Source organism: Neobacillus niacini (assembly GCF_023715785.1).
GTDB classification, from domain to species: domain Bacteria; phylum Bacillota; class Bacilli; order Bacillales; family Cytobacillaceae; genus Neobacillus; species Neobacillus niacini_E.
Window position 1 is genome coordinate 1 of sequence record NZ_JAMBOX010000025.1, and the last position, 13,200, is coordinate 13,200.

Annotated in this window: 13 protein-coding genes and 1 pseudogene; 4 read left to right on the top strand and 10 right to left on the bottom strand. The window is 38.2% G+C overall.

The window, feature by feature from the left end; translation table 11 throughout:
- A partial coding sequence (locus M3234_RS26565) for a hypothetical protein (RefSeq protein ID WP_262307558.1) occupies positions 1-185 on the bottom strand: 185 nt, incomplete at its 3' end.
- 736 nt (positions 186-921) lie between these two features.
- Here M3234_RS26565 and M3234_RS26570 point away from each other — a divergent pair.
- Positions 922-1,092 carry a hypothetical protein gene (locus tag M3234_RS26570; protein WP_262307559.1) on the top strand — a complete coding sequence of 57 codons (171 nt, stop codon included), beginning with the start codon at positions 922-924 and terminating at the stop codon, positions 1,090-1,092.
- A gap of 151 nt (positions 1,093-1,243) precedes the next feature.
- Entirely contained in the window at positions 1,244-2,047 is an 804-nt protein-coding gene (locus tag M3234_RS26575) for a S8/S53 family peptidase (protein WP_262307560.1), read from the top strand.
- A gap of 168 nt (positions 2,048-2,215) precedes the next feature.
- Here M3234_RS26575 and M3234_RS26580 read toward each other — a convergent pair.
- Together M3234_RS26580 and M3234_RS26585 are read right to left on the bottom strand one after the other, a co-directional pair.
- A pseudogene (locus tag M3234_RS26580) lies at positions 2,216-2,433 on the bottom strand (helix-turn-helix domain-containing protein).
- 10 nt (positions 2,434-2,443) lie between these two features.
- Complete coding sequence (locus M3234_RS26585; RefSeq protein WP_262307561.1) at positions 2,444-2,923, bottom strand: DUF2975 domain-containing protein; 480 nt, start codon at positions 2,921-2,923, stop codon at positions 2,444-2,446.
- A 1,378-nt stretch (positions 2,924-4,301) separates the two neighbouring features.
- On the opposite strand from M3234_RS26585, the gene M3234_RS26590 reads away from it, so the two are divergent.
- Positions 4,302-4,661 carry a darcynin family protein gene (locus M3234_RS26590; protein WP_262307562.1) on the top strand — a complete coding sequence of 120 codons (360 nt, stop codon included), beginning with the start codon at positions 4,302-4,304 and terminating at the stop codon, positions 4,659-4,661.
- Between the two features lie 328 nt (positions 4,662-4,989).
- Here M3234_RS26590 and ppsA read toward each other — a convergent pair whose 3' ends face one another.
- The 5 genes from ppsA to M3234_RS26615 all read right to left on the bottom strand — a co-directional run bounded on the left by ppsA (position 4,990) and on the right by M3234_RS26615 (position 10,372).
- Positions 4,990-7,593: a phosphoenolpyruvate synthase gene (ppsA, locus tag M3234_RS26595; protein ID WP_262307563.1), complete on the bottom strand. Its 2,604-nt coding sequence runs from the start codon at positions 7,591-7,593 to the stop codon at positions 4,990-4,992.
- Between the two features lie 130 nt (positions 7,594-7,723).
- Positions 7,724-7,999, bottom strand: coding sequence for a hypothetical protein (locus M3234_RS26600; RefSeq protein ID WP_262307564.1), 276 nt, complete (start codon positions 7,997-7,999; stop codon positions 7,724-7,726).
- A gap of 324 nt (positions 8,000-8,323) precedes the next feature.
- A complete protein-coding gene (locus tag M3234_RS29600) occupies positions 8,324-8,938 on the bottom strand; it encodes a conserved phage C-terminal domain-containing protein (protein WP_262307565.1) in 615 nt (204 codons plus the stop codon).
- A gap of 544 nt (positions 8,939-9,482) precedes the next feature.
- Positions 9,483-9,680 carry a sporulation protein Cse60 gene (locus M3234_RS26610; protein WP_262307566.1) on the bottom strand — a complete coding sequence of 66 codons (198 nt, stop codon included), beginning with the start codon at positions 9,678-9,680 and terminating at the stop codon, positions 9,483-9,485.
- 215 nt (positions 9,681-9,895) lie between these two features.
- On the bottom strand, positions 9,896-10,372 hold the full coding sequence (locus M3234_RS26615; protein WP_262307567.1) for a CarD family transcriptional regulator: 477 nt from the start codon (positions 10,370-10,372) through the stop codon (positions 9,896-9,898).
- A gap of 254 nt (positions 10,373-10,626) precedes the next feature.
- Here M3234_RS26615 and M3234_RS26620 point away from each other — a divergent pair, with 254 nt between their 5' ends.
- Positions 10,627-10,926, top strand: coding sequence for a hypothetical protein (locus M3234_RS26620; RefSeq protein ID WP_262307568.1), 300 nt, complete (start codon positions 10,627-10,629; stop codon positions 10,924-10,926).
- Positions 10,927-11,095: 169 nt separating this feature from the next.
- Here the strand turns inward: M3234_RS26620 and M3234_RS26625 are convergent, their stop codons facing one another.
- Together M3234_RS26625 and M3234_RS26630 are read right to left on the bottom strand one after the other, a co-directional pair.
- Positions 11,096-11,713: an AmiS/UreI family transporter gene (locus M3234_RS26625; protein WP_262307569.1), complete on the bottom strand. Its 618-nt coding sequence runs from the start codon at positions 11,711-11,713 to the stop codon at positions 11,096-11,098.
- Between the two features lie 101 nt (positions 11,714-11,814).
- On the bottom strand, positions 11,815-12,996 hold the full coding sequence (locus tag M3234_RS26630; RefSeq protein ID WP_262307570.1) for a NupC/NupG family nucleoside CNT transporter: 1,182 nt from the start codon (positions 12,994-12,996) through the stop codon (positions 11,815-11,817).
- Positions 12,997-13,200 lie beyond the last annotated feature (204 nt).

Below are 13,200 nucleotides of genomic sequence, written 5' to 3' on the forward strand. Positions count from 1 at the left end.
ATTCTCATAATAACTGGAACAACCATGATTGGAACAATCATAACCCGCATTCTCATAATAACTGGAACAACCATGATTGGAACAATCATAACCCGCATTCTCATAATAACTGGAACAACCATGATTGAAACAATCATAACCCGCATTCTCATAATAACTGGAACAACCATGATTGGAACAATCATAACCCGCATTCAAATAACAACAGACATGGATAGTTATAACAAAGTAATTCAGCACTAAAGTTAATATTACATGCGAACGGAGTGAGTTATTCTAGATTAGATTCAGAATAAAGAACTATTAGATTAAGATAACAAAGATAAAGAGAACATCAAATTGTATTATTACAAAATTTGATGATTAGAAATTAAAAGCCCCTCTCAAACAAGGGCTTTATTTATTCATTTGCTTTAATACGTTAATCAAGAGAAGAACGGTTTTATCCTCATTGGTGATGAGAACTTCTTCAGCTAAACTGACTGTTACTTGACTAAGAAAAAGGCTTTACTCTATATAAAAGTAAAGCACCCGTTCGTAAGTACATTACTTCATAAACTTATTATCAAAGTTATTAGATAATTCGTCTAGCCTAATCTCAAACATTCAACGTAAAGATTCACTTAAGAAAAACTCAAATGTTGTAATTCCCTAGAAAGGTCCTTCAAAGAAACTCAAGCACATTTTGTCCCCCTCTGTGTACAAGCCGTTTCATTCCTCTTTTAAGAGAGTATTTTATATAAAAAAATCGATTCTTTCGAAATGAGGAATGTTAATTTGAATAGTTTTGATCCACAGAATATACCGAATCAGTTTCCCGGTGTCGCTATACCCCCTAACAGGATTAAATCGGGTTCGACATCGTCCAAGCCCGCCGGTTATTCCCCTCAGCAGATTCGTCGTGCTTATGAGATTGAGCCGTTGATTAGGTCAGGAATCACCGGTAAGAATCAGAACATCGCGATTGTGGTTGCATATGGGAGTCCAACAGTTGAACATGATTTGCAAGTCTTTAGCCAACAGTTTGGTTTGCCCCCAGCGAAACTGAACATCTATTATCCTCAGGGGGCAGCCAAGCCAAGTGGATCCTGATTGGACTCTCGAGACTGCCATTGACACGCAGTGGGACCACGCCATCGCGCCGGATGCAACCATCCACCTCGTTGTCGCAGTAACTGCGGCTGCTGGTGACTTATTTGATGCTGTTGGATTCGCGAATACTTTGGGCGTCCAAGTGGTCTCGATGAGTTGGACTCTTCCTGAAGCCTCTTTCGAGCAGGCGTTTGGTCACTTTTTTCAACATCCCGGTACGGTTTATTTAGCCGCATCTGGGGACGCTGGAGGTCAGATTTTCTATCCGTCGGTTTCCCCGTTCGTCGTATCCGTTGGTGGAACAACTTTATTGCTACGTCAGAATGGCAGCCGCATTGCTGAAACAGGCTGGTCGGGATCAGGGGGCGGTCCTAGTCTCTTCGTACATAAACCAGACTACCAGATTGGGTTTGTAATCGGTGGGAAAAGAGGCACTCCAGATATTTCCTTTATTGCAGATCTCGCAACAGGTCTATCCGTTTTCAGCAGCACTCCGATACCTGATGGGTCTACCGGATGGGTCGTCGCTGGTGGAACAAGTGTGGGAACTCCTTGCTGGGCAGACATTATTGCATTAGCCGATCAGATCCGGAATGTGCCCCTGACAGATGGGCATCAGGAGCTCTACAATCTGGCAAGGGGATCGCAGTACGCCCGAAATTACAACGACATTACTGTTGGCTGCGCAGGCAATTTCTGCTGTATACCTGGATATGACTTTGTAACTGGACTGGGAACTCCTAGGGCGAATTTGCTTGTAAGGGCATTAGGAAATGACCCCGGCCCAGTTGATGATGAATCAGAGGATTTTGAGAGTTCATCAGAGGATTTCGAAAAAAATTCTTCAGAGGATGAATCAGGTCCTGATCATGGGCATCACCATCATCATCCTGGTCCTCATGACCATCATCATCATCACCACCATCATGATAGCGATGAGTCAAGTTCAGATTAGGTTGACCAACACCTTGAAAATCAAGGTAATATTAAGACTAGCTTAAAATCTAGTCTTTTTTCTTAATTAATTTTAGAAAGCCTTCTTAAAGTAACCTGCCCCTTTCGTAAAAAAGCGTCTCTGATTATTGCAGAAACGCCCCCGTTTAATAAAATTTGTTGTAAATTCTTATTGAGTGTCCTTGGCGCTTTTGTACTCCAAAATATCGCCTGGCTGACAATCCAAAGTCTTACATATCGCTTCTAATGTTGAAAAACGAACCGCTTTTGCTTTCCATTTTTCAGAATGGAAAGATTTGCCAAAGTAATTCCGACCCTCTCTGAAAGCTCTGTTACACTCATTTTTCGTTTTGCTAACATCACATCATTATTAATAATAATTGCCATATCCTCCACCTCAGACCGTCAAATCATTTTCTGATTTTATATTAATCGCTTCTTGTAAAAGTCTTTGGAGAACAGCTGCAAAAACGGCGATAACCAACGAACTAAAAATGATGATGAGTCCCACAAATCCGATGGGAGGGTCAACTTTCTTCCCTATAAAATGGAAGAGTGGCATACCTAATACATACCAACCACTTATTGTAATTGCACAACACTTTATTTTCTTTAACGCTTTTACAGATAAATCTGAGAACGCTGTGTTCTCGTCAATGTATCGCAAAAGGTTAAAAGCCTGATAAAGAGCAAAGTAAAAAGGCACAGCCGCTCCATACAACAAAATTAAAACGAGAGATTTTAGATAAGCAATATCTGGATATAATTCTCCAGCAAAATCCCCGATTTTAGGAGCCAAAAATATACAAAATGCAAGAACGGGGATTCCGATAAAAATAACAGCTAACTTTAAAAAGAATGTCGTTACTTTTTTCAAAAAAAGCACCTCACCTGTTTAAATGATAAAGTAACCTTATCACGATATTTATCGTTTTTCAATAAATTAATATTGTTTATTGCTGTATTTTTATTGTTATACGAATTTAATTTTACAAAAAATAAAGAGCGTTTTGAAATGCTCTACTTTTAAATGTTAAATTTACAACTTGTTCAACTGCCCCGACTGTTAAACAAGGATAGACTTTCTTATCTAAAGGCTTTGTTAAATCATAATGTTGTTTTATTAAAGAATTAGTAAGAGGATTTTTAATTCCTGTGGTAAAATTATACTATGTTAAGAAATTATAGGGGGTAATACAATGAGTGATATCGTTTGGGGTAGTCCAGCTAGTTTGTTTTGTTTAGGTTTTTTCTTAGCTGGGTTGGGAGTTTTTATTAAACTATCAAGAAATGCCAAATAATATTGGTAATTTAATGATAATGATAAAAGTACTAAATAGCAGTCAATTTGGGCTGCTATTTTTCATAATCTAAAAAACGTAAATATCAACAATGAACTTTAACAGAGCCAATTTAAAAAAGAAATTTAGAAAATGCGAAAGAAAATTCCAAGAAGAATAGGAAATAAAAACTAATACACCAACAAAAATAAAAATAACAAATAAATAACTCGACGAAACATCTTTCAATTCATTCATTTATAACACCTTCATTCGATCTAAAATACCTATAATTTTTTACAATAACTTTTTCTGCTTCTTTAATCAATTCATAGTTTTTATCTTCTAAAGGTCTTACTTTTAGCACAAATATTCTCCTCCTTGTTCTTTCTGTTCTACTTTTTCTTCAGCTATTCTGCCCCGTTCTTATTCTTCGGCTTCATCCTCATCTAAATCTTCTTCATTATATTCCGCTGTCTTCAGATGTAAATCAAAATACAATCCTGTTCTTTCTTTCAATTCTTCCTCTTCTTCATATTTAAAATGTGCACTCCACTTAAAGTTGATTATTCGATGACCATTAGACCAAGGGTTATCTACAAAATAAATTCAATCCATAATTATACGCTACCTATCATAATAGTAATTGGTCTATCCTACCTTGTGTCCTTTTATTAAACTACTTCGCAACTTAAATTAAACAACTAAATTTCCCACAAAGATCCTATTGACTTATTGAACTCCCGTTCGCTCAATAACAAAAGGCTGCCGTTCGTGCAGCAAGTTCTTTAAGGAACAACCGTTAGTTGAGTTAGGATTTTCACTATTGTCTTTCAAAAAATCAGAAATTAGAGATATTACTAAACATACTTTTCATAAGTCATTTTTTGGTTTCATTCGAAGAAACGCTACCATATATTACTAATAATTAGTATAATTAAATGGGTTTTAGATGAATTATAAGGAGACAAAGGGATGACCAAAACCATTTTAAATCACGGTATTATCGTTTTATTAGAGTTTTATCCATCTTGGTTAGCTTTACCTCGTGAAAAAAGAAGAGAGCTTGCAGGGGATTTATATTCAATAATTGGAAAATACAACGAAAACGTTAAGGTGAAATTTTTTGACGCTGATGCTTTTGGAGACGGTACCTACACCGATTTTATTTTATGTGAAACATCAGATTTAAAAATGTATCATTTCATGTGGGAAGAAATACGAGATACATATGCCTATTCCAACGGTTACTTTAAAATTAAAAAAGTTATTATGGGTGTCCAAAATGCCTATCAAAAATTTGAGGAAGAAGTTTTAAAAATGGACTCAGAATGATAATAATAACAAGCTGTACCAAAAATAGGGATGAAATATTTCAATATTAAACAATGCGACCGTTAGCAGAAAAAGAAAAAGATATTTCCACCTGTTCCCATCTGAAACGCTTGACGCGATTAGCTTATTAAGAAAATACTAAAGTGAAGTGCGATCAATGCCCCGAACCTCAAAAGTCTCATTTACAGATTCAGTCCTTGCATTGCAATCAACAGTTGTATTATTTGATAATTGTAAGTAGGAATAAGCATTTGCCTTTTTTATCAAGAATTAAAAAGTGCCAGGCACCACCCATTATCTGGAGAGTGCCTGGCACTTAATTTAGACATTACACTATTTCGATATAGCCATCTGTTCCATGAACACGGATTCGTTGCCCATCTTTTATCAGTTTGGTCGCATGTTCTACTCCGACAACCGCCGGCAAGCCATATTCACGTGCAATTACGGCTCCATGAGTCATCAGCCCGCCCACTTCGGTAACTAGGCCTTTTATCGATACAAATAATGGTGTCCAGCTCGGGTCGGTAAAGGTGGTGACTAATATATCTCCCCCTTCTAAATTAGCTTCTTCCATATTTAAGATGACACGAGCGCGTCCCTCTATCACTCCGAAAGAAACAGGCAGACCTGCAATCGCATGTGCTGGGAGATTTTCTCGTTTGTACTTTCCTGCAATGATTTCACCGTGGGACGTGATCACACGTGGCGGCGTTAATTTTTCATATAATTTGTACTCATCTTTTCGTTTGTTGATGATTTGGTCATCTACTTTCTTTGTGGATACGACATCGCGTAGTTCTTCAAAAGTGAGATAGTAAATATCTTCTTTTTCATGAATTACGCCCGCTTGCACGAGTTGTTGTGCTTCTTTTAACAGTGCCTGCTTATAAATGAAGTAGCGATTCACCATGAAGTATTTTGGATATTCCCGATATCCAATGAAATTCCGGATGAGGTCTATCCTTGCTTTTGTTTCTTTCGCCTTTTGTTCACCATCAGGTAATTTCTTCAATCGTTCTATTAACTCTTGTTCTTTTTTCAACGCTTCCAGTCGCCCTTGCTCATATTTTCGATGGCCTTCATTAGGCTCAAAGTTATTAATGTTAGCCAGAATCATTGGGACAAGTGTGGTTGGTTTCTCGCTCCAACGCGTTTTCGTCATATCGATTTCTCCACTGCAGCGCATTCCGTATTTGTTGAGAAAATCATAAATCGCTTTTCGGGCTTCCCTTCCACCATCAAATTTCACCAGTTGATCCAAAAAGGTATCATCTTTTACATGTTGTAAATAATCAATTATATTCGGGTAGGGACGAATCACATCGGCAACATCCAATAGCGCCAAACCCATTTCCGAAGTTATATTGTTTGGTGCAGACTGAGATAGCGTGTCTGCTGCGCTTTTTTCACCTAACCACTCGTTCATTTTTTCATTGATCCAAGTTGAAGCATTCATAGCAGTCATAAAAACAGTTGAACTTTGTGGATCAAATAAAATTCTCTTTAATTCCTGAATATCTTCTAGAATAAAATCAAACAAATATGATCCTGATTTGGTTTTGATGTTTTGTTTTAACTCTTCAATGGATGTTTGTCTCTGCTTAATCAATTCAGAAACGATTGATGGGTTGTTTTCAATTTGCGGCAGCATGTTAGTCTTGCCTCTTGTCGGGCTCGGTACTGTTTTATTATCATTTGCTAACGATGTAATAAAATCTCCACGTTCCATGATGTTCATAAGTGCGTCTTTCATGAGCGGATCGTGTTGTCCCATGGCATTTATTAAAATGTTTCGACTGACAGGTGAAGATAGTTGATGTGTGACATCAACAAACAACCTTCCACCAGCTTTCCGCATGGGTGCAGGAGTCGTTAACAGGTAAAACGACAATCCCAGTGGTTTAATGGGGTCTGTCATCATTTGTTGATGACCTACAGATATATAAACGCGGTATTCCTGATCACTCGCTTCAGGGATTGGAAAAAGAGTGGTGATGGCCCGACTCTGGACCATATAAAATGCATTATCAACCAAACACCATTCAATATCTTGTGGGCAGCCAAAATATGCTTCAATCTGTCTTCCGATGCGAGCTAGTTGAAGTATTTGTTGGTCAGTCAGTGTTTGTGTGTTTTGCTGTGAAGGATCGATGGTCTGTGTCTCAGTTCCACCGTTTTTTCGCGGCCAGACCGCCAATTTTTTGGATGCTATCCTCTTTTCGACGATTTGATTTTCCCGTACTTTATAACAATCAGCAGAGACCAAGCCTGAGACCAGTGCTTCCCCAAGCCCAAAACTGGCATCGATAGATAGTACCTTTCGGTTAGAGGTAATCGGATCTGCGGTAAATAAAATCCCTGAAGCTTGTGGGAACACCATCCTCTGAACGATAACGGATAGGGAAACCTCTCTGTGGTCAAATCCATTTTTTATACGGTATATGACCGCGCGTTCCGTAAATAGAGATGCCCAACATTTCTTGATATGCAGCAGGATGGCTTCTTTTCCGATGATATTTAAATAGGTGTCCTGCTGGCCGGCAAACGAGGCATATGGCAAATCCTCAGCAGTTGCACTAGATCGCACTGCATATGCATCTTCATCACCAAGTTGGGAGAGAGAATGAGTAACTGCTGTCACAACACTGGAGGGAATTTCCACTTCCAAAAGGAATTGTCGAAGCTTCCTGCTGATCTCACCAATTTGTTCTCGATCCTCAACTGTTAGCATGGCCAGTCGATCCAACAATGCATGATACGTTTCGTTTTGTTCGATCGCTTTTCGAAATCCCACTGTTGTCACACAAAATCCTTCTGGTACATTGATTCCTTGAATTTTTGACAATTCCGCTAAATGTACCCCTTTTCCGCCGACGAGCAAAAGCTGTGTATTTTCGACCTCCTGAAAGCCGAGAACCAAAGAACTCATTCGTACATCTCCCCTAACCATTTCATGTTCTATTGATTTTAGCAGTTGGCATGAAGAATAAAAAGTCTATAATAACCAATTTTTACATGTTATAATTAAATTAGGAGGAGTTCATACTCCACTCGTTTTTTTAACCACGACGTTTTAGTAACACACCCTCCACAAATTGCTTAAATTTCTCCTCTGCTTCGGAATGTGATTTCACGGTAAAAAGTAAAGATTGATCTTGTTCCTCTGGATTTTTATTGAGGAAATCTTCCTCAGCCTCATCCTCAAAGAAGATATCCCACATTCCTTGTTCATTTTTAAACCCAATGGCTTCTATATATTCATCCTGTTCTTCGATGTAACAGCCTATATGCCAATGGCGTCCTTTTAAATGTTCCTGGATTTCGTCAAAATACACCATACATTCCTTCATTGTCCTGTTGGATGAAAGCTGGGTAAATGAACTTGTCGGTATTTATCATCATCACACATCCTTGTTCAAAACGGTATTTCCAGATAGCTGTTTTTTTATTTAGGCTCTGTTATTCATCATTGTTGATTTTCGTGTAGGAATAAGAATTCATAGGCGGAGAATTTCCGGCAAATGTATATAGGCGAGTCTCAAAAAGCAGATATAAGCGGATAAATTCCGATTAACTGCTCTAAATAAGGAAAAATCCTAACATTTTTATAAGATAAACGGATAAACTCCCTTTTATTTTTAGAGAAATTCGGGTATTTCTCAATTTAAACGGAATTTTCCTTCTCTTTCCCTCGCCCGAATCAGTTCTTTTGTTTTCGGACTGGTCGGCTTGTAGGCTGAGTTTGTTTTTTCATTCAGGTAGCGGATGACCTCGGCTACCGGTACTATTTCTGCTGCAGGTGTTGGTGGCATCGATTCGTCTTCGTTGTTATCCAACAGCTCATATAAATCGACCAGGGTGTGGCTTGGATCTGCTCCTGGTGCGGTTGTGTCAATATCGACAGCTGGTTCTGGTTTAAGGTCCACTGGCGTGGCTGCTGGCTCGCCTTCTGTCAAGCACTCCAATTGTTGATAATCGATGGCATACCACTTCGTCTTATCCATCTTCGACCGATTCCAGTTCCCCGATAGAAGCAATCCTTGTTTTTCCAGCGAGTGAATGGTCCGTTTGATTGTGCTTTCGGACCAGAACGGAAGCTGTTCCTGCCAATTCTTATACGTGTTAAAAATCCACTTCCGCCCTTCGATCACATGTCTGCTGGCATGGACCCAATAATGGATTTGCTGCAAAATCACAGCTTCGTTCAAGCCGAGTTTCACTGCCAGTGATGGGATGATCATCACCGGGTTTTCGTTGATCAATAATTTGCTCACCCTGTTACCCTCCTCTTTTTGTGTAGCCAATGGAATGGTTCCGCCTTCTTGAGTGGCTGACCGATGCATCGGCTCATCCGCTTCACCCTCTATATATGGGTTAGGACATAATTAGGACAGGATGGGAATAAAAATTTTTTGTGAGTTGTTTTTTTATTTGCGGATAAGGTGTTTTTACTTGCGGATAAGCGATTTTTATTTGCAGATAGACTTTTTATTTGCGAAAAAGCTGCTTTTATTTGCGGAAAATGACGTTTTTATTTGCGAAAATGATAGCTTTATTTGCGCAAATGCGGTTTTTATTTGCGGTTTCGTGCTCTGCGGAAAAAATATATATTTCTCTGTCGTAATCTCTGGTATTGCTTGGTTCGGGATTGTTTCATCCACGATGCAGACTTCTATGGCAGATAGGTCATACTGAGCTATCATGGCTCAGTGTACCATTTATCATTGGCTCGATTTGAGCCATAAATGGATCAAAAAAATGTGCCAGTCACCTTCCCATAATTGGGATGGTGCCTGGCACATTTTTTAAAAATAGCCGTTATTTCTTGAAAATGATCAATGCCGTATATTTTGAATCTGGATTAACCCCATATTCCGTATGACTGCTAACATCTAGTGGCGTAGCATTGTATTTTATATCAATCAGTTTCCCGTCCTCTAATGTGCCTAGAAACTCATTCACTTTACGAATTAATTCTGCAAAGTCGATACTTTGGAACCCTTCTACCTCGTACATTGATTTCTCTCCCATCAACTTTGATCATTGCCAACGAACCGCTGACCCTTATAGTCAACCTATTAACGCTATTTAAAACATCTAGTGAAAAATAAAATGGTTGTGAAAGATTGTAGAAACGTTCAATAGAGTGGGGAAAATGAAGATTAAGATGTAATTGTTCTATTTAAAATGTTGATTAAAAAAGAGCAGATACGACATTCTTAAGTACAAATTTAGCTGACCTGGTCGTTTAACATATCTGCTGCCTGATGATCAGTGATTCCTTTTATGAGACCAAGTTCACCAATAAAGATTTTCCGTGCACTTTCGAGCATCTGTTTTTCGCTTGAATTAAGTGACTTCTTTTTGTTTATTCGCAATAAATCACGAACCACTTCCGCTCCATCTTTCATTCCGCCAGTTTTCAATTTTTCGGTATTAATTTTGTATCGTTCTTTCATTGAAAGATTTGTATTGGTTTCCCCATGATGAAATATCTCCATCACTTCTTCGAGTGTATGATCGTCTGAGACGATGCGAATCCGTGCATTTTTTTCTTTCCCAAGCGGGATCATAACCTGCATTTTAATGATTTTCATTTTTATAATATAGTACGGTCGTTTCTCCCCGAGGATTTCCTTTTCTTCTATCGCTTCAATAACTCCGGCACCTTGTGTTGGATAAACAATGTAATCACCAATTTGAAACAACTAAACACCTCCGAAATTTGAAATCCTCTTTATTATATCACATATATTATTTTTATCAAAATTATTATTTTATCACCACTAATTATTAGTTGTCAATAATTTTATTGCCTTTTTTCAAACAAAATTGCCATAATATTTGTCTCGCAGGTTTGAAGGATTTTTTTAGAAATTTAGATCCCGAAATTGGCCAATTAAAATTTATTGTTCCAGATTCAGTTTCTTCGCATAAAGTTAAGGATAAGGAGTGAAACAATATGATAAACAGACAGGTACAGTTTGATATCGATACACTCAAAATGATCAAAAATCGACTCGATTACATTTACTCCATTGCAAGAAAGTACAACAATGACAACCCTGAATTAATGGACACGATTGAGGGGTTGGCTGTCATTGCCAATATGTTTGCAACGAATCAATTAGAGGAACTAAAAGGCACTGAAGCACCATCGAGCCCTCAAGGCGCCATTGTGAGCAAGCTAGGGAACCCCTGCTCCAGGATGAAGGAATATGAAAACCAAAAAACCAATGACTTCCCCGCTTGGAAGCTCTAATCATTGACTGATTATTTTCTTTTGATTTTCTAGAACTATTATTTGCCATAAAAGCAAACAGGCCCTGCACAGTAAAAAAATCCCACGATTTCAACTGTGCAAGGCCTTTGTTTGAACCATTGCTATTTGCCATAAAAATACACCCCAAAGGTAATGCCACTTTGTCTCTTTATTCTTTTTCTGTATGGGCAAACGGAATAAATAACCTTAATTTTAATAAACCCAGGCAAAAATAAGCGAAGGATCCGATTAAAACAATCAGCCATACTTGTTCGACAATAGGTGTATTCCATATACCCAAAAAATACAATAAGGCCGGGATCGTAAGTGTTACCCATGATTGAATGATAGCGACCATCCCTAGATAATGGTCAATCTTCATTTGCATTGAATTGGACAAAAAGAATAAAAACCACAGAAAAGCCCACATTCCCCATGTAATCGCACTGACGGCATCATGGAATTGGATGATGGATGTTAACGTATAGACAACCGCTATGATCGCCACCCATAAACTAAACCAACCGAGTCCCCTGCCATCAAGTCCTTTCAACGCGGTAACCCCAACGTACAAAAAGGTTAAACCAAATAAAAAGATCACGCCATTACTATATAAGTCCCAATGATCTTGATCTGAGACCATAAGTAAATAAAACGGATTAATCACTTGTATGACGCCTACAAACAGGTTAAAGACCCCAACACTTTTTGCTTCTGCTTTTCCCATTAGCATCAAACCATTTAGAAATAAAACCGCTCCCGAAAGAAATAATCCGACGAAACTCATATTTTTTGTTGTGGCAAAGATTTTCCCACAACCTTCCCTCCTTCAAAAAAGGAAAAAGCAGTTTTCGCTCCTCTAAGGATGAAAAATGCTTTTTCTTTCATTTATAAAACGATACTTACTACCACACCCGATAATACACTTACTAAAGTGGCACCATATAAAAGTTTTAAACCAAATTTAGCCACAACGTTACCCTTTTTCTCATTAAGGCTTTTTACTGCTCCTGCAATAATCCCGATTGATGAAAAATTGGCGAATGAAACAAGGAAAACAGAAATAATTCCCAATGTACGAGGGCTAAACGAACTTGCAATTTTTGATAAGTCCATCATGGCGACAAATTCATTCGTTACAAGCTTTGAGGCCATAATCCCGCCTGCTTGTACCGCCTCTGAAAATGGAATTCCCATGATAAACGCAATCGGCGAAAAGATATATCCTAATATCTCTTGGAATGTAATATGGAAAACTAGATCAAAAACATTATTAATCGCAGCCATTAAGGCAACAAATCCAATTAACATGGCACCGACAATCACTGCTACTTTAAAACCATCCAGAATGTATTCACCTAACATTTCGAAAAAGCTCTGCTTTTCTACGTCCTGAATCTCCAGAATATCCTCGCTTGGATCCACCTTATAAGGGTTAATAATTGAAGTGATAATAAAACCGCCAAATAAATTCAGAACAAGTGCCGTGACCACGTATCTTGGTTCGATCATGGTCATATAAGCACCGACAATCGACATCGAAACGGTGGACATCGCGGATGCACAAAGAGTATATAAACGATGGGCAGGCAAGAGACCCAGCTGCTTTTTCACCGTAATAAACACTTCCGATTGACCAATCATCGCCGAAGCAACCGCGTTATAAGATTCCAATTTCCCCATGCCATTCACTTTGCTGAGTAATAAACCAATTAGTCTCATAATAAACGGCAGGATTTTCAAGTACTGGAATATTCCAATTAGCACCGAAATAAACACGATCGGCAGCAATACATTTAGGAAGAATGGAAAAGCTCCTTCATTGGTCATTCCGCCGAACACAAACGATACCCCGGCATTTGCATATTCCAATAATTTAGTAAAGACCCCGGCAAATCCTTTAATTAATCCTAGGCCCAAAGTGGTATTTAATAATAACGTTGCCAATATCATTTGAATAATGACCATAAGAATAATCGGTTTTATTTTGATGTTCTTCCGATTATTGCTTACCAAGTATGCAAGTGCAAAAACAACAAGCAATCCGATAACCGCAATGATGTATTTCATAGTTAGTCCTCCAAAAGATGTAATAATCTATCGCTGTATTCGCTTTCATCATCAACAAAAAATTTATTTTGTTAAGTCCTTAGAAGAAAAAAACCCAGGCAGTAATTCATCCAATACAATGGCATCTGCTCCTGCTGCAAATTACATCAACCATTCTCATGGAAGCGCACCTCTTTTTATAAAAAAAAAATTTATGTTGTATAT